Here is a 16,535-nt window from a genome sequence, read left to right as displayed (position 1 = left end):
TAACTAAGAGAAAAATAAAATAGAGAAATCTAAAAATTTGACAAATCAATCAAAAGAATTTTGATTGATAAATTTCTTAAAATTGCTTATTTTTGTATAGACAGTAGCGTTAATTACAGTTTGACTTAAGTGATCTCTACATTCGTTGGAGAATTTCCGAAACAAAGCCATTCTTGATTTGTAATGCCCAGATAAATAATTACTAGTTTTGGCAATAACAGAGCAATAAAAAATTAAAAATATAGGCTGATTTTCTGCCTATTTTATATGCCTGTGCTTTCGTAATTTTTAACCTAGAAGTAAGAGGATTTTCTCTAATGGCAACTGACAACAATAATAGTGGTAATCAATCTAGTGGTGATCTCGGGAGTGTGCTGCAACAATCTCCCTGGGGTCGCGTGATTAATGAAGTCGCTTCTCCTGACACCGTAATACAAGGCTTTAGCAATGCTACTGGTGGTGGTACCATCGGTGGCGCTCCCAGTGGTGCTGGTAGCGGTAGCCCCTTTACTAACTTTGGCAACCCGAATGCCTCTGGTAGCCCGCTTACTGGTGGTATCAACCCTTGGGCTGCTATTGGCACTGGTGGTAGCAGCGCTTCCTCTGGTGGCAGTAGCACTGACGTGTTGACTGGCGCTCCCTCTGGTGGCGGTAGCACCGGCAGCTTCGGTGGCATCGATTTTGGAAGCGCAAGCCAGTCGCCATCGTTTCAAAGCAGGGCTGAGATTGACGGAATAGTTTACTCCAGCCTCAACGAAGCAGGTGTCAGTGTACCCTTGAGTGGCGCTGGCAGCTTTGATGGTGGCGCTAGCGGATTTGGTGGCGGCAGCACCGGCGGCTTTGGTGATAGCAACCAAATTGCAGGTTTTTAGCAACCTGTTTGCTTAGGGTTTCACCTTGAAAGAAAAATTGTTGGGTTAACCAATACCCATGGCAACCCAACATGATTTCAAGAGCTACTAGCCATTAACTAGCCTCCATGAAACCAAAGAAGAAAGTTACATACGAATCTAGCTTGCTTCTTTTAGTTTCCTTAGTTCAACAACATTTTTGTTCTAACGATAGGAGGATTTTTAGTTATGGCAACTTCTAACACTAACTCTGCTGCTAGTAGTGACAGTGTGTTTCCACGGTTACCATCTAATGTTAAAAGTGACATTCAGACTAACATCTCAACCTTTACTGACATTGTCAACCAATATAGAAGTAGCAATGCGGCTGCAAGTGACGATCAGCCTCTGGCACCTGTGGTTGATTTGGTGAATGCGGCTTATGGCAGCAACTCACCCTTCTTAAATGGCAATGCTAGTGGGTCTAGTGGTAACAACACAGTTGCTGGTAGTGGCAGTGTATCAAGTGGTAGCAGTCTAGTGACTAGTGGTAGCAGTGTATTTCCTTTGCGCTCATTCCCTTGGGACGGCTCCTTTGGAGCATCGCCTTCTGAGGTTTTGAAGCTGGTAGAAGCTGAGATCTCAAGCTCTTACAACCTTGGCGATCAGAATTTTGGTGTCGGTAGTCAGCTTCCGCAATCACGTTCTGATGTCTTGGAACTCTTGCACAGTGACATCACAACCTTCAGTAAAGCTATCGATTCATTGCAATCTGGGAACAATCCGCTCGCTAGTACTAGCACTCCGATTGTTTAACGTCCCAGTTTGAAATAAAAAATGTTGGGTTGACCCTTTTACGGGGAAACCCAACAACATTCCAAGAGCTACTAATCAATAAACAGCCTGCACTTAAAAAACCAAAGAGCAAAGCAATAAGGCAGGCTTTATGTATCTAATTTCCCCATTTTACGAGATTTCATTCCTAAAAATTACGAGGATTATTTTTAATGACAACTTCTACCGTTGACACCTTGAATTCAGTTATTCCCTCAGCTATTGATGTTCCCTCAGCTACTGAGCTAGCTGGTGCTGGCAGTTACTCGGCTGTTGGCAATTACTCGGCTGCTGATTATGGTGTCTCAGATCCCCTAACTAGTGGTGGCAGTTCTCTACCGGTTGACACTTATTCTCCAAGCACCTCTGCTCCTACTGGTGGTAGCAGCAACCCAATCAGTGGTGGCGCTAGTGGTAGTCTGACTCCAATCAGTGGCAGCGCTAGTGGTAGCAGCAACCCAATCAGTGGCAGCACTAGTGGTAGCAGCAACCTATTTAGTGCAAGCCAAGGTGCTGGCAGCTTTGGTGGTAGCAGCCAAGGTGCTGGCGGCTTACAAAGTCTCGGCTTAGGAACTGGCACCACAAATACCTTTGCTGGTACTGCGAACAATCCCTATGCTGGTGGTGGGGGTCAACCTTTCGGTAGTCTTGGCAACGTAGTTGTTGGTGAGAGTCAATGGATTATTGGTACAGAAATCACACCAGAAAGATTTTCAAAAGCGATAAATTATACTGTCGAGGAATTGGTTGACTCTGTCATCGGTAAACTGAGCAACAGAATATACCAGAGTGGCATTACTATTTCCTCCAGTGGTGGAAACCCATTTGCTGGTGGAAACAACCCGTTTGGTACTACCAATGCGCCAGCTCTCGATTACTTGAAACAGGCTTATGGTACAAATTTCCCCATACCTAAATCAGCTGAGAGTTTGGTGACATCCGTCTACAGTCAGACCTTGCCAAGTGGGTCTGCTACTACGTCGGGTGCTGGTGCTGGTACCTCGGGTGCTAGTGCTGGTACCTCGGTTGCTGGTACTGGTACTACGTCGGGTGCTAGTGCTGGTATCCTAGGTGCTAGTGGTGGCAACCCGCTTGTACCTACTAATAACACGGCTATTGCTCCTGGCAGTATACCTCAGCAACCATCTGTAGATATTGTGCAAGTCCTCTTTGGTCAGGACTTAAAAGGCGCTGGCGGAAGTACCTCACCCTCCGACATCTTAAGGATTGTCCAAGATGACCTGTTAAACTTCACCAAAACAGTCAACTCTGCTACAGGTAAAAAACTGTTCAGTGGTAACAATACGCCTCTGAAATCACCTTCCGATTTGTTGACGCTTTATAAGAATGACATAGTGGGTGCCAATAGCAGTATTAATACTGGTACTCAAAATGCTGGGGGTGACCCGTACAACAACGTGTTTGCTAATAGTGGCTCTCAGGCTGTTCAACCACCCACTGATATCATATCCACTGTTATGAGTGGTCTGATGCCCTTCAGTGGCAGTGACAACATTTTTAACACTCCTAATGGCGGCATACCCATTGGTTATGGCAATAAGGACTTTGGTGGTAACAACGCTGCCATCGGTAATGCCAACTGGAACTACGGACAATCCAACGCCAGCATAGGTAATGCTAACTGGAATTGGGACTCTACTAAGAACAACACAACCATTGGTAATGGCAACTGGCATTTAGACTCTAGTCAAAACAACAGAACCATTGGTAATGGTAACTGGTATTGGGAGTCAACCAAGGACAACGTAACTCTCGGTAATGGTAACTGGGATTTCGGAAATAACAACACAACCATTGGTAATGGTAACTGGGACTTTGGCAGTAACAACACAATCATTGGTAATGGTAACCATGTCTTCACCAGCAACAGCGTAGTTATTGGTGATGGCAACTGGTCTGTGATTATTGACAAATCAAACACTGCCGCTGGCGACTTTCTCGGTAAGTTGGATAATCTTGTGTTGTCAGTAGGAATCAAGGATGCTGCTGATAGTTTGGTGAATTCCCTCTTCAGCAAATTCGCTGATGCTTTGTACCCCTTAACAAGTGACCTTGGAGAATCTGGCCTCAAGACATATAATCAACTCTTCTACTACGGTGCCAACAACACCTAAATAACGCGAGAGACAACTAGCCCCAAAGTTCAACGATCAAAACCCAAAAAAGTTTTGATCGTTGAATTTTGGTGTGATTTACAAACCGAGTAGCCAAACATTAACTCTTGTATCAAATCCACCGCTGGCAAGCTTTGTTCCATCAGGACTAAAGGCTATGGCGCTTACCCAGTCAGAATGTCCATAAAGTGTCGTTATTAACTCGCCTGTTGTTAAATTCCACAGCTTAATTCCATCTTTGGCAGCACTAGCTAGGGTTTGTCCGTTTGGGTTGATGGCGATATCATTTACCCAGTTATTGTGTCCTGTTAGGGCGCGAACTGATTGTCCAGTGGTAACACTCCAGAGTTTAATTGTGCGATCGCGACTCGCACTGATAAAACTCCTACCATCTGGGGTAAAAACTATTTTAGTAACTGTATTAGAATGTGCCCCTGAAATTGTGCGGATTAATCTTCCACTATTCAAATCCCATAGCTTAATCACACCAACATTATCACCACTTGCCAGCGTCTGACCATCAGGACTAATCGCCACTGTATTAATCGAGTTATCAAAACGTGTCAAAGTCGCAAGTGGGCGCTGCTGTAGCAAATCCCACATCCGAATACCATCTAGTGCGCCACTGACAAGAACTTTACCATTTGGAGTCATGGCTAAAGATAGTACATTGCTTGTGTGTTCCACAAAGGAGCGAGTAAATTTGTAGCTTTTCAGGTTCCAAAGGTTAATAGTATTGTCATCACTGCAACTGGCAAGAGTTTGACCATCTGGGGAAATAACGATAGATTCTACTGCAGTTTTATGTGCTCTCTTGATAATTCCCTTCCTTCTGCCAGTTGTCATATCCCACAAGCGAATGATACCTTCGTTATCATAGCCACCACTGATAAGGATTCGGCTATCTGGAGTGAAGGCGAGAGATTGAATAGTCCCCGAATGTTCTGTGAATGTGTACAAAAGTTGTGGATTAGCAACGCTGCTGGGTTGAGCCACTGGTGTCACTTGAAACTCAACAGGGCTTGCAGATGGTATTTGGATGAGCGAAGTGATGGCAACAGCACCTGCTACGCTCATGAGTATCACAAAATTCTTGGCACTGGTTATTTGAGACTGAAATTCCTTTCTACGCCCAGAAAGCTTTGCATTTTGGATAAGTAAGAGGAATTTATTGTGATTATTCATATATTTCAAATATCTCAAGATAGCCTGTACCAGATTGACAGGCAGTAAAGCTCCGCCCGTCAATGATCATACTGGCGCTATAGGTAGCAAAGCATACCATGTTTTATTTTTTTTTAGCAACAATCAATAATAAATATCATGACTCAAATTTTAGAGCCAAAATCTACTGATATGGTGGCTTTTTCTTAGAAACACTCAGCATCGGTAAAGCAGCACTTGACGATCGCGAAGGTAGATAATGTTGCACCACAGGTTCCTCAGGCAAGGGTTGGCGTTGCTGAATCCGCCACCATTTGTAAGCTAGCGCCATTCCTGTTGTCCCTAAGCCAAAAGCAAACAACGACCAGCTATCATCCAACCCACCAATCAATGCATCTATGACTCCCATTGTAATCAATACACTGATAAGTGGTTCTCTACGATAGCTTGATTTTAAAAAACGAGGAAATACAGCATTCATCACAAGCTTTTTTGTTCCTGTTCACCTTTATATGTATATTTATATTTTTTGAGAGCACCTCAAGAGCAATTGACGCTTTTGTGATAGAGCCTCAATATCATTATAGTTCGGTTCCGTTCTACTACCTTATATGCTTCAGCAAAGGTTTGATGAATTGACATCCTCACCGCCCTATAAGTGCGGTGATTCCTCGCCACGCCAGCAACCTACTTGTAGTAGGATAACTGGTCGCTGAATGGGGTTGACGCTTCATTGAGAAATGCTTGGAACCAAGTCTTACACTCTCTCCACATCCGTTTTGAGTCTCGGAATGTCCGGACGCGACTAACTGACAGTTGAACTATTGAATTTTGTCTTTTTCCTTTGGGTTGGATTTATGTTTACTACCATTGCCCATCAGTCTTTCTCTACGCCTGCTCTCATCGTAGCTGTTTCAACGCGTCTTGAGCCTAGAGGGGGATTGCTAACTCCTTTGTATATTTTAGCGCAAAAGCCGCCCTAGAAGTGCGGGGCTTGTATCCCTTTATTTTTGGTCAACAATTGGGGGGAGTTGGGGAAGTTGGAGGAGTTGGAGAAGTTGGGGAAGTTGGAAGAGTTGGGGGTTTCTATTTGTATTTCCATCGCCCCGCTCATCCCACGCTGAATGAGTACATTACAGCGTGGGGCTTCTATCAGAAAAAGCTAAGTAAAAATCCTACTTAAGACCGAGCCATGATAATACTCCTTGGTTGGTAACATATTCTATTACCACCATCATTAAGAAGCCAATCATTGCAGCTCGACCATTCAAACGCTCAGCATACTCATTAAACCCGAACTTAGGTTCTTCCAACTTAGGAGTAACGCTTGGTTGTGTCGTCATTGAAAACCTCTTTTTGACAAATGAACTTTTAACTGGGTATTTGAGTGACAACACGCCTAGGCTATTTTGCAGGATTGCCACTGTTTACATTTATTTACGATTCTTAGTTTATTGTAGAAGTACTTTGGCAATCGTCAAGAGCAAAAGTTTGAACTACAGTGGTGGTATCAAAGCAACTGGAGTCATCCAGAGTATTGAAGTGTAGAGTCCCAAAGGTTAACCCCCCATAAAGGTATGCTCCGGAAGACGGTAAAACAGCGCTGCCTTCTCAAAGCTTAGTGCAGTCTTTGCACTTCAATACTTTCTACTTCAATACGAGTTCTAAAATTCGTAGTTTCTGATTCAACAAACTATGGATGAGTAGGAGTTCTAAAATTCGTAGTTTCTGATTCAACAGATTATGAATGAGACTGACAAACTATAGCTATACAAAAATTCATAAGAGGCAATAAATGGAAATTGGTATTCCTAAAGAAACAAAAGATCAAGAGTTTCGAGTTGGGTTAAGTCCTTCTAGTGTGAGAGTCTTACAAGAAAATGGTCATAGAGTTTTTGTAGAGACTCAAGCAGGTATCGGGGCAGGATTTACAGATGATGACTACATAAACGCTGGCGCGAAAATAGTCACCACCACTGACGAAGCCTGGAAATGCGAACTCGTTGTTAAAGTTAAAGAGCCACTGGCTGCGGAGTATAAGTTTTTGCAGAAGGGGCAAATTTTGTTTACATATCTGCATTTAGCAGCTGATCGAACGTTAACGGAACATCTGATTGATTGTGGTGTAACGGCGATCGCCTATGAAACTGTAGAACAACCAGGCAACAACAAATTACCTCTGCTCACTCCCATGAGCATTATTGCAGGTCGGTTATCCGTACAATTTGGGGCAAGATTTCTAGAACGTCAGCAAGGTGGTAGAGGAGTTTTGCTAGGCGGTGTACCTGGAGTGAAACCAGGCAAAGTCGTGATTCTAGGCGGCGGTGTTGTTGGTACAGAAGCGGCGAAAATTGCTGTGGGTATGGGTGCTGCTGTCCAGATTATCGATGTTAATGTTGAGCGCCTCGCTTATCTGGAAACCTTGTTTGGTTCTAGAGTAGAACTGCTTTACAGCAACTCCGCCCATATTGAAGCTGCGCTCAAAGATGCTGACTTGCTCATCGGTGCTGTTTTAGTACCAGGACGTAGAGCACCCATCCTTGTGTCCCGCAACTTAGTTAAACAAATGCGTCCTGGTTCTGTCATAGTCGATGTTGCTGTTGATCAAGGCGGTTGCGTGGAAACTGTACACCCCACATCCCATACTCATCCTGTCTATCTCGAAGAGGGTGTGGTTCATTATGGGGTTCCTAACATGCCGGGGGCAGTACCTTGGACTTCAACTCAAGCATTGAACAACAGCACTTTACCCTATGTCTTGCAGTTAGCAAATTCGGGGATAAAAGCACTGGAGAAAAACCAAGCATTAGCCAAAGGTGTGAACGTACAAGATCATCGCTTAGTTCACCCTGCGCTACAGGAGGTATTTTCTGACTTAGTTGTGTAGTCAGTTATCAGTTTAGCAGATAAGTGTTCTTCACTACTCCCCTCCTCCTCGTCTTCTTTTTCTTCTTCTGATTGTGGTGTTTTTCTTGTACCAATCAGCGGTAGCTTCACAGTAAAAGTGGCTCCTTGTCCGACTCCCGGACTTTCAGCATGAACGCTTCCCCCATGCATTTCTACGAGATAACGCACAATTGCGAGTCCTAAACCCAGTCCACCTTGGTGTCTGGTGATGCTCCCGTCAGCTTGACGAAAGCGCTCAAAAACATGGGGAAGAAAATCTGGGCTGATACCACTACCTGTATCGCTCACCCGAATCAGTGCTAAGGAACTTTTCGCCGCAGGTGACTGGTGTTGCTGAGGTTGAAGTGTTTCTGAGGAAGACTCAGCACTGAGTAACAATCGTACCTCTACCCTTCCATCTTGGGGTGTGAACTTGAGCGCATTACTCAGTAAATTCCAAACTATTTGCTGTAAGCGGTTTGGATCACCACAAACAACAAAAGAAGTGGAAGAATTCAAAGTTCCCTCTGGGGAAGAAGAGAGTGAAAGAATATTCTCCCTCTCTCTCTCCCTCCCTCCCTCTCTCTCTCCCTCCCTCTCTCTCTCCCTTCTCTCTTCCTCCTCTGTCTTAGTGTGTTCAATAATGTACTCAAGTTGAATATTTTTTTTCTCAGCTTCTAAGCGTACGCTATTTACAACAGTTGCAATGACAGATGTTAAGGTAATCTGACAGAGATTGAGCTGTAGTTTACCACGCATAATCCGCGAGACATCTAAAATATCGTCTATGAGTTGTGCCTGCAAAGTCGCGTTGCGTTCAATCGTTTCTAGAGCGCGTACAATCGCTTTTTCATCCATTTTTCGCTGGCGCAGCAGTTTTGACCAACCTAGTATTGAAGTTAAAGGTGTACGAAGTTCATGGGAAAGAGTTGCTAAAAACTCATCCTTAAGACGGTTTGCTGTTTCAGCTTCTTCTCGGGCTGCTTGTGCGCGGATGAACTTGATGTGTTCTTCTTGTGCTTGTTTACGCTCTGTAATATCTTCTATCGTGCCAACATATGCAATAACTTCGCTTTGATCGGAAAGCATAGGCGACGAGGACATATGAACCCAACGCTCAATTCCTGTCGAGGTGAGTATGCGAAACTCTCCTGTGTATTCCCTTCCTTCACCAGATATAGCATACCAATCAGCAATCACTCGCCCTCTATCTTCTGGATGAATTGTTTGTGTCCAACCGTCGCCCAAACTTTCTTCCAGCGTCATCCCATAGATAGCTTGATATCGTGGGTTAACATAAGTGCATTTACCTGATGTATCTGTAAGAAAAATGCCCACCGGCGAGCAAGCACTTAAAGAGCGAAACATCTCTTCGCGCTTTCTCAGTTCAGTATTCATCTGTGCCAATTGTGCCGCTTGTCGCTTGACTTCGACAGTTTTTTGAAACAAATCAACAAACGCGGCTACCTTGGATTTCAAAATTTCTGCATGAATGGGTTTGAAGAGGTAGTCTACGGCACCAACAGAATATCCTTTAAACACCATATTGTCACTGGTGCTAAATGCTGTGAGAAAAATAATTGGTGTGTGACGCGATCGCTCTCGCTGTCGAATCAAGGCTGCTGTCTCAAACCCGTCCATGTCCGGCATTTGCACATCCAGCAGAATCACTGCAAAGTCCTGATTGAGCAAACATCGCAGTGCTTCCGCGCCGGATGTAGCTCTCACGACATTTTGACCCAGACTATCTAAAATTGCCTCTAGGGCTAACAAATTTTCTGGATGGTCATCTACCAACAGAACGTTAACTTTCGGTTCAAATGGCATTTCTATCTGTATGCTTTAGGTAATAGATAAAAACGTTTTCACGTCTTTCTATTGACTGTGACGTTTGGGCTTATTTTATTGACACTATCTTAAGTTAGAAATTTAGTGATTCTTGAATGACAGTAGTTGAGAACTTTTGTTTATGAAGAATTCGGCAAGAACTCTCTCAAAAATGACAAATTTTCACTAGGTAAGGTGCAATATCTGCCAAAGGTAGAACTTTATCTGCGACTCCCGCTGCGATCGCCGCTTTAGGCATTGTCGCACAAATCGCTGTTGCAGGTTCTTGTACTACAGTTTTGCCACCCCGTGCTTTAATTTTTTTCATTCCTTGTGTACCATCATGATTTGCTCCTGTCAAGAGAACTCCAATTAACTTTTCAGCATAAGTATCTGCCGCAGTTTCAAATAGCACATCTATTGACGGTCGTGTATAAGTCACAGGAGCATCAACGCATAAAGAAAAACTTGGATAAGAAACTGTATCGCTTATTACTTCTACCATCAAATGGTAATCTGCTGGAGCTAAATATATATAACCGGGTAAAATTTCTTCTTTATCTTGCGGCTCAACGACAACTAAAGCACTATACTGCTGTAATGCAACTCTCAATTTTTTATCTGAAGATTTGTAACGATGTTGAACAATTGCCACAGCGACTGGGAAGTTTCTTGGCAATCCGGCGAGTAAAACTTCAAGGGCTTGTAACCCTCCTAAAGATGCACCAATAGCAATGAGTTGAATTGTCATACTCCCAACGACTCATTCTTAATTCTTATCGAATTCTACGATAAAGCTTTTCCCCACCTTCTAATTCCTCATAATCTCGCTCATGGGGAGTAAATCTCAGAGTTTCTTGCCGTCCCAAGCCCAAAATTCCAAACGGAACAAGACTTTCATGAAAAAGATTAATCACTCTCTCTTGTAAAATTTTATTAAAGTAAATTAAGACATTTCTACAGAAAATAATATGAAATTCATTAAAAGAATTATCAGTCGCTAAATTATGTTGTGAAAATACCATGTTTTCTTTCAAACAAGAAGAAAATATAGCATGGTCATAGGCGGCTGTATAATATTCTGAAAAAGCTTTTTTTCCACCCGCTTGTAAATATTGTTGAGTATAATCTTGCATTGCATCTAATGGATAAATTCCAGCCTTTGCTTTTTTTAAAACCATCTCATTGATATCAGTTGCATACAAACGACAACGGTGATAAAGACCTTCTTCGTGTAGTAAAATTGCCAGAGAATAAACTTCTTCACCAGTAGAACATCCTGCATGCCAAATGCGAATAAAAGGATAAGTTCGTAATATTGGAACCACTTTTTGCCTAAATGTTAGAAAAAAGTTGGGGTCACGAAACATAGTCGTTACGTTAACCGAGAGACTACACAAAAATCTCTCCATACATTCGGGATGATGGAGAACTTTTTCTTGCAATCCAGAAATAGTGGTTAAACCTTCGGCTCGAATGATGTTCCAAATTCGTCGTTTAATTGAAGCCAAGGCATAATTTCTAAAATCAAATCCGTAATAACGATGTATACCTTCTAATAACAATTGAATTTCAATATCTTCAAGCTGCTCTTTAAGCATATATAGGAATCAGGTTTGGTTTATGAATTTACTAGTTGAGTTAGGGAACTCTTAACAGGGAAAAGTGAACAGTATCTGTAGGGGAGCCAGTACGGTGCGGGGGTTCCCGAGCCAGTGCGTTGGGCGGGTTTCCCGACTTGTAGCACCTGGCGTCCCGTTGTAGTATCTGGCGTTGTGTGAGAGTGCATAACGCACCAAATCCTGATGATGGTGCGTTAGCCAGAGGCATAACGCACCCTACTACTGTGGCGATTAGAAATCGCGACTACACAAACAAAGTCCGCCTACGCGGACTAAATAATAAAGGGGGTATTAGATCCGGATTTGGTATAGCTCGTTATAAAGTCAACCTCTAATACCAATTTTCTGTAAAGCTGTTCATTCATCAAGACTTCTGCGATATACTGGCACCATAATATAAACAATATAAATATGCTAAATCAAAAGCTTATAAAACTAGTCTCATTCAGTTTTATAAGTTTCTGCTTTTGCTTGGGTATTGGTATAGGATTATTCATCCGTGTCGAACAATTGCAACGAACAAACGCCTCTACAACATCTACTGACACACAACCAATTCCATTTTCTACACCAGAGTATACATCTGGTGACACCATCACGATTCAAGCTGTTGGAGACATTATTCCTGGCACAAATTACCCTAACTACAAACTTCCACGTAACCGCAATCTGCTTTTACCAAACTCTGTGAGAGCATATTTACAAAAAGCTGATATTTTATTTGGTAATTTTGAAAGTAGTTTAACAAACTACCCCCATAGCGCCAAGGATATCAGTCGAGGACAAGTTTTTGCTTTTCGCTCCCCACCAAAGTATGCTCAACTTTTTGCTGATGTTGGGTTTGATGTGATGAATATAGCAAATAACCATGCTTTAGACTTTGGTTATGTGGGGTTTCAAGACACAGTTAAGAATCTTAAAGCCGTTGGTATCGAAACATTAGGTCACAAAAATCAAATTCTCTTATTAAAAGTGAATAATATTGTCGTTGGGATGATTGCGTTTGCTCCCTATGAATTTTATAATTCGATTCACGATTTAGAAACAGCCAAAGCACTCGTACAAAAAGCTAAGACACAAGCAAATGTTGTGATTGTATCAATGCATGCAGGAGCAGAAGGAACTAATGCACTGCGCGTTCACGATAAAACAGAATTTTTTTATGGAGAAAACCGAGGAAATTCTATTCAGTTTGCCCGGACAATGATTGATACAGGCGCAGATTTAGTTATCGGACATGGTCCTCATGTTCCAAGAGCGATTGAGATTTATAATAGAAAACTCATCGCTTATTCTTTGGGAAACTTTTTAGGATACCGGACTTTATCCACGACTGCTGAAGCTGGCTATTCAATGATATTAGAAGTGAAACTGAACTCAAAAGGAGATTTTGTGTTCGGGAAAATTATTCCTGTTCACCTTAATGCTCAAGGAATTCCTCATATTGATCAGCGTTTTAGGACAGTGGGACTGTTGCGTTATTTGAATAATAAAGATTTTCCTGATGACTTAGTGAAGATTAATAAAAAGGGTGAGATTGTAGTGGCGGATAAGTAGTAGAGTAGCTACGAGTGCGATCATTGTTTGTAAGGGCACAGAGAATTGCTCATTCAGCTATGTTAATTCCCTATGCTAAAATTGTCTATAATTAGGATAAAACAGAAAAATAAACATGAATACAAAACAAAAAATCCAAGCAGAAATTGACAGCCTCAACGAAGATTATCTTGATGAACTCTATCTCTTGCTCAAAGATTTTACACAATCCAAACAACACTCTAAAAAGCCTAGTTTCATGTCGAAACTGAAGCAAATAAAGATTGATGCACCCGAAGATTTTAGTACTAATATCGATGAAAAATAAGTTAAGAAGAAGTCAAGAAAATTTGGCGCCGCCTCACAAAGAAATGGTATTAGCTTCAAAAATTTGTTGTGCCGTTAAGTTTAACTCTGAAAATGTTAAAGACTGGATGCGTTCATCACCCCGAAACTGATTAACTTGGTACTCGCCTTCGACTAGGTTGTAAATAGAAATGGTTGGTTGTTTGGGATTACCGATGAACTTTCTCGCGCCAAGAGCAAGATAGTCTACAATCCAGTATTCAGGAATGCCAATTCCTTCATAATCAGCCAATTTTTTATAGTAATCATCACGCCAGTTTGTACTAACAACTTCGACAACTAAAGGAACTGATGCGGCTTGAATAACGGTTGATTCCTTTTTCCACAGAGGTTCATTTACCAAATTAGAACGGTTTAGTATCAGCACATCTGGTGAATAACATGATTCATTTTCAGGTGGTTTGACTAACACTGTTTTGGGGATACCATAGGCTAGATTGAGGCGACTATATTCCAAAGTGAGTTTCTCAACTAAAAATAGTATAATTTCCTCATGTTCTCCTAGTGGTTGCGGCATTTTAACAATGACTCCATCATGCAATTCATAACGCCCATCCTCTGGTTTCCACTTTGCAAATTCTTCAAATGTTACTAGTTTGCGTAAGGGTTGAATCATTTTTCTCTCCCGTTCATTCTCTTGTCCGGATACTCATTTGAGGATTTTGTTGTCAATATCGATTAGCAGGCTTTGTGCGATCGCCTAGGGTTAGAAACCCCAGGCTAATAGCAAAAGTCCTCTCAAGAGGACTAAATTCTTTCGGTGATTTTATTTTCAGTCTACTTAAGTAGACTTATACTATTAGCCCAGAACTTGAGTTCTGGGCGGACGAGATTGCTCGAAGATGTCAACAAATTATCATTTCATGCTCGCAACTTCTCGATTCAAAACTTGATTTAACTTCCCACTACGAAAACCTTCCAAATCTAATGTGACGTAAATAAAACCAAACTCACCAAAAGCAGAAACAATAGATTGCAAATCAGTTTTTAAAACAAAATCTTTGATTTGTTCTGGCGGTAATTCAATTCGTGCTGTATCTCCCTCAGAACGCACCCGCAAATTCTGGTAACCCAACTTGCGTAAATAAATTTCTGCCCTACCGACTCGTTGTAACTTAGCGACGGTAATCTCTTCACCGTAGGGAAAGCGTGAACTCAAACAAGGTTGCGCGGGTTTCTCCCACCAAGGTAAACCGAGTTCTTTGGAAATTTGGCGGACTTGGGCTTTGGTGATACCCACTTCTGCTAAGGGCGATCGCGCACCTCTTTCTTTTGCTGCCTGAATTCCTGGGCGATAATCATGTAAGTCATCCGCGTTGACTCCATCCACCACATACGGATAACCCAATTTAATCGCTAAGGGTTTGAGAGTGTCGTGTAGTTCGCTTTTGCAAAAATAACAGCGGTTCACAGGGTTGGAAGTGTAATTGGGATTTTCCATCTCATGTGTTTGAATGATTTGATGACGAATCCCAATCATCGCTGCTTGAAGGGAGGCGTCTTCCAACTCTTCGCTTAACAAGGAGGGAGACATAGCTGTGACAGCTAAAGCGCGATCGCCTAAAACATCATAAGCCACCTTGGCTACCAAAGTGCTATCCACTCCACCAGAGTAAGCTATCAAAGCTTGCTCCATTTCTAAAAATAATGCTTTTAATTTTTCAAATTTTTCTGTTAGTATCATTTCCAATCTTGTCCAAATGGTATCGCGCCCCATCAATTCCATTTTAGGTGGGCAATAAAGGAATAAGGGAAAAAGATACAGCAGTTACCAGTTACCAGTTACCAGTTACCAGTTACCAGCGATCAGTTATCACTTGTCACTGTTCACTGTTAAGCGTTCCGTATTCCCTGTTCCCTGTTCCCTGTTCCCTGTTCCCTATTTCCTGCTATACAAGTTATGAATTTTAGATGTAACGACTATGAATGCACAATTCGCTCAATTAATTGTTAACGGTATTGCTTTGGGTAGCATTATTGCTTTAGCATCTGTTGGACTTACTCTCACCTACGGGATTTTACGGTTGTCTAACTTTGCTCACGGTGATTTTTTGACGTTGGGAGCTTATCTGACGCTGCTCGTGAATAGCTTTGGTGTTAATATTTGGCTGTCTATGGCGATCGCTGCAATTGGCACAGTAGCAGCAATGCTGTTGTCGGAAAAGTTGCTATGGTCTCATATGCGTTCTATCCGTGCTACTTCCACCACTCTTATTATTATCTCTATCGGGCTTGCCTTATTTCTTCGTAATGGGATTATCCTTATCTGGGGCGGTAGTAACAAAACTTACGATTTGCCCGTGGTTCCGGCTATGGATATTCTGGGTGTGAGAGTTCCACAAAATCAATTGTTGGTTTTGTTCCTAGCTGTAGCAGCAATTGTTGCATTACACTACATTTTACAAAACACTAAAATTGGCAAAGCAATGCGGGCTGTTGCTGACGATTTAGATTTAGCTCGGGTTTCTGGTATTAATGTGGACCAAGTCATCTTATGGACTTGGGTGATTGCTGGTACTCTCACATCCTTGGGCGGAAGTATGTACGGCTTGATTGGAGCCGTAAGACCAAACATGGGTTGGTTCTTGATTTTACCTTTGTTTGCTTCAGTGATTTTGGGAGGAATTGGGAATCCTTACGGTGCGATCGCAGGAGCTTTTATCATTGGTATTGCACAAGAAACCAGTACTGTTTTGCTGGGTGCTCAGTATAAACAAGGGATAGCGTTGTTGCTGATGATTTTAGTGTTGCTCATTCGTCCCAAAGGTTTGTTCAAAGGTACGATTTGAGAAATTAAGTAGCGATGATGAACGCAGTTGATGACGGCTACTTAATACCCATGAATGCAACGCGCGTGTGACCTCACCCCGGCTTTGGCTTACGCCAAAACCTCCCCTCTCCGAACTCGCGGAGAGGGGTGCCCGTAAGGGCGGGGTGAGGTTAAATCAACACCGAATCAAAGCGCTTAAACGTTCTACATATCTTAATTGGTGTACGGAATTTCTGACGACTACTTAATACTCATGAATCCAACACGCGTGTTACCTCACCCCGGCTTTGGCTTACGCCAAAACCTCCCCTCTCCTTAATAAGGAGAGGGGTGCCCGAAGGGCGGGGTGAGGTCAAATCAACGTGGAATCAAACCTTAAACGTTCTACATATCTATTTCACCGCAGCACAATTACTAGTCGGTGCTGGCTGCTTACGTTGTGGACCAGTCTTAGTCGGATCATAACCAACCAGCAACACCTCACCTTTTTCGTTATATATCCAACCCTGTGCTGGTATTATCTCTTTGACAGGTGGCTTTTGAGATGGCTGCTTTTGTGTTGTAC

The 16,535-nt window shown here is 42.4% G+C and carries 15 protein-coding genes; 7 read left to right on the top strand and 8 right to left on the bottom strand.

The annotated features are described in order from the left end of the window. Positions 1-317 precede the first annotated feature (317 nt). The 3 genes from DP116_RS11130 to DP116_RS11120 all read left to right on the top strand — a co-directional run bounded on the left by DP116_RS11130 (position 318) and on the right by DP116_RS11120 (position 3,799). Positions 318-872 (top strand): hypothetical protein, encoded by a 555-nt coding sequence (locus tag DP116_RS11130; RefSeq protein WP_169155247.1) that lies wholly within the window; start codon positions 318-320, stop codon positions 870-872. Positions 873-1,079: 207 nt separating this feature from the next. Beyond that, on the top strand, positions 1,080-1,646 hold the full coding sequence (locus tag DP116_RS11125; protein ID WP_169155246.1) for a hypothetical protein: 567 nt from the start codon (positions 1,080-1,082) through the stop codon (positions 1,644-1,646). Between the two features lie 191 nt (positions 1,647-1,837). Further along, entirely contained in the window at positions 1,838-3,799 is a 1,962-nt protein-coding gene (locus DP116_RS11120; protein ID WP_169155245.1) for a hypothetical protein, read from the top strand. A gap of 78 nt (positions 3,800-3,877) precedes the next feature. Here DP116_RS11120 and DP116_RS11115 read toward each other — a convergent pair whose 3' ends face one another. The 3 genes from DP116_RS11115 to DP116_RS11105 all read right to left on the bottom strand — a co-directional run bounded on the left by DP116_RS11115 (position 3,878) and on the right by DP116_RS11105 (position 6,306). Beyond that, the gene (locus DP116_RS11115) at positions 3,878-4,876 is read right to left on the bottom strand and encodes a WD40 repeat domain-containing protein (RefSeq protein WP_169155255.1); all 999 of its coding nucleotides are present in this window, start codon (positions 4,874-4,876) and stop codon (positions 3,878-3,880) included. Positions 4,877-5,147: 271 nt separating this feature from the next. Continuing rightward, on the bottom strand, positions 5,148-5,444 hold the full coding sequence (locus tag DP116_RS11110; RefSeq protein WP_169155254.1) for a hypothetical protein: 297 nt from the start codon (positions 5,442-5,444) through the stop codon (positions 5,148-5,150). Positions 5,445-6,138: 694 nt separating this feature from the next. Beyond that, the gene (locus DP116_RS11105; RefSeq protein WP_169155244.1) at positions 6,139-6,306 is read right to left on the bottom strand and encodes a CAB/ELIP/HLIP family chlorophyll-binding protein; all 168 of its coding nucleotides are present in this window, start codon (positions 6,304-6,306) and stop codon (positions 6,139-6,141) included. A gap of 452 nt (positions 6,307-6,758) precedes the next feature. On the opposite strand from DP116_RS11105, the gene ald reads away from it, so the two are divergent. Then, entirely contained in the window at positions 6,759-7,850 is a 1,092-nt protein-coding gene (ald, locus tag DP116_RS11100) for an alanine dehydrogenase (protein ID WP_169155243.1), read from the top strand. Here the strand turns inward: ald and DP116_RS11095 are convergent. The 3 genes from DP116_RS11095 to DP116_RS11085 form a co-directional block, all read right to left on the bottom strand. Beyond that, positions 7,808-9,676 (bottom strand): hybrid sensor histidine kinase/response regulator, encoded by a 1,869-nt coding sequence (locus tag DP116_RS11095; RefSeq protein WP_169155242.1) that lies wholly within the window; start codon positions 9,674-9,676, stop codon positions 7,808-7,810. The genes ald and DP116_RS11095 overlap by 43 nt on opposite strands. 166 nt (positions 9,677-9,842) lie before the next feature. Beyond that, on the bottom strand, positions 9,843-10,427 hold the full coding sequence (locus DP116_RS11090; RefSeq protein ID WP_169155241.1) for a chemotaxis protein CheB: 585 nt from the start codon (positions 10,425-10,427) through the stop codon (positions 9,843-9,845). Between the two features lie 25 nt (positions 10,428-10,452). After that, positions 10,453-11,277, bottom strand: coding sequence for a CheR family methyltransferase (locus tag DP116_RS11085; RefSeq protein WP_169155240.1), 825 nt, complete (start codon positions 11,275-11,277; stop codon positions 10,453-10,455). Positions 11,278-11,709: 432 nt separating this feature from the next. Between DP116_RS11085 and DP116_RS11080 the strand changes: the two genes are divergently transcribed. Both DP116_RS11080 and DP116_RS11075 read left to right on the top strand, forming a co-directional pair. Then, on the top strand, positions 11,710-12,855 hold the full coding sequence (locus DP116_RS11080; RefSeq protein WP_169155239.1) for a CapA family protein: 1,146 nt from the start codon (positions 11,710-11,712) through the stop codon (positions 12,853-12,855). A gap of 115 nt (positions 12,856-12,970) precedes the next feature. Beyond that, positions 12,971-13,162 (top strand): hypothetical protein, encoded by a 192-nt coding sequence (locus DP116_RS11075; RefSeq protein ID WP_169155238.1) that lies wholly within the window; start codon positions 12,971-12,973, stop codon positions 13,160-13,162. Between the two features lie 33 nt (positions 13,163-13,195). Here the strand turns inward: DP116_RS11075 and DP116_RS11070 are convergent, their stop codons facing one another. Beyond that, complete coding sequence (locus DP116_RS11070) at positions 13,196-13,816, bottom strand: Uma2 family endonuclease (protein WP_169155237.1); 621 nt, start codon at positions 13,814-13,816, stop codon at positions 13,196-13,198. A gap of 240 nt (positions 13,817-14,056) precedes the next feature. Next, a complete protein-coding gene (gene larE / locus DP116_RS11065; RefSeq protein WP_169155253.1) occupies positions 14,057-14,884 on the bottom strand; it encodes an ATP-dependent sacrificial sulfur transferase LarE in 828 nt (275 codons plus the stop codon). A gap of 238 nt (positions 14,885-15,122) precedes the next feature. Here larE and DP116_RS11060 point away from each other — a divergent pair, with 238 nt between their 5' ends. Further along, the gene (locus DP116_RS11060) at positions 15,123-15,989 is read left to right on the top strand and encodes a branched-chain amino acid ABC transporter permease (RefSeq protein ID WP_169155236.1); all 867 of its coding nucleotides are present in this window, start codon (positions 15,123-15,125) and stop codon (positions 15,987-15,989) included. Positions 15,990-16,535: the final 546 nt, after the last annotated feature.

Origin of the sequence: Brasilonema bromeliae SPC951 (genome assembly GCF_012912135.1) — a bacterium.
Lineage (GTDB): Bacteria > Cyanobacteriota > Cyanobacteriia > Cyanobacteriales > Nostocaceae > Brasilonema > Brasilonema bromeliae.
The sequence above is the reverse complement of the archived record's forward strand: the minus strand, read 5'-3'. Positions and strand labels throughout refer to the sequence as shown.

What these genes read in the sequence shown, in the direction of transcription:
- DP116_RS11130 (WP_169155247.1), top strand. Translation starts at nt 318, where the DNA reads ATGGCAACTGACAACAATAATAGTGGTAATCAATCTAGTGGTGATCTC.
- DP116_RS11125 (WP_169155246.1), top strand. Translation starts at nt 1,080, where the DNA reads ATGGCAACTTCTAACACTAACTCTGCTGCTAGTAGTGACAGTGTGTTT.
- DP116_RS11120 (WP_169155245.1), top strand. Translation starts at nt 1,838, where the DNA reads ATGACAACTTCTACCGTTGACACCTTGAATTCAGTTATTCCCTCAGCT.
- DP116_RS11115 (WP_169155255.1), bottom strand. Translation starts at nt 4,876, where the DNA reads ATGAGCGTAGCAGGTGCTGTTGCCATCACTTCGCTCATCCAAATACCA.
- DP116_RS11110 (WP_169155254.1), bottom strand. Translation starts at nt 5,444, where the DNA reads ATGAATGCTGTATTTCCTCGTTTTTTAAAATCAAGCTATCGTAGAGAA.
- DP116_RS11105 (WP_169155244.1), bottom strand. Translation starts at nt 6,306, where the DNA reads ATGACGACACAACCAAGCGTTACTCCTAAGTTGGAAGAACCTAAGTTC.
- ald (WP_169155243.1), top strand. Translation starts at nt 6,759, where the DNA reads ATGGAAATTGGTATTCCTAAAGAAACAAAAGATCAAGAGTTTCGAGTT.
- DP116_RS11095 (WP_169155242.1), bottom strand. Translation starts at nt 9,676, where the DNA reads ATGCCATTTGAACCGAAAGTTAACGTTCTGTTGGTAGATGACCATCCA.
- DP116_RS11090 (WP_169155241.1), bottom strand. Translation starts at nt 10,427, where the DNA reads ATGACAATTCAACTCATTGCTATTGGTGCATCTTTAGGAGGGTTACAA.
- DP116_RS11085 (WP_169155240.1), bottom strand. Translation starts at nt 11,277, where the DNA reads ATGCTTAAAGAGCAGCTTGAAGATATTGAAATTCAATTGTTATTAGAA.
- DP116_RS11080 (WP_169155239.1), top strand. Translation starts at nt 11,710, where the DNA reads ATGCTAAATCAAAAGCTTATAAAACTAGTCTCATTCAGTTTTATAAGT.
- DP116_RS11075 (WP_169155238.1), top strand. Translation starts at nt 12,971, where the DNA reads ATGAATACAAAACAAAAAATCCAAGCAGAAATTGACAGCCTCAACGAA.
- DP116_RS11070 (WP_169155237.1), bottom strand. Translation starts at nt 13,816, where the DNA reads ATGATTCAACCCTTACGCAAACTAGTAACATTTGAAGAATTTGCAAAG.
- larE (WP_169155253.1), bottom strand. Translation starts at nt 14,884, where the DNA reads ATGATACTAACAGAAAAATTTGAAAAATTAAAAGCATTATTTTTAGAA.
- DP116_RS11060 (WP_169155236.1), top strand. Translation starts at nt 15,123, where the DNA reads ATGAATGCACAATTCGCTCAATTAATTGTTAACGGTATTGCTTTGGGT.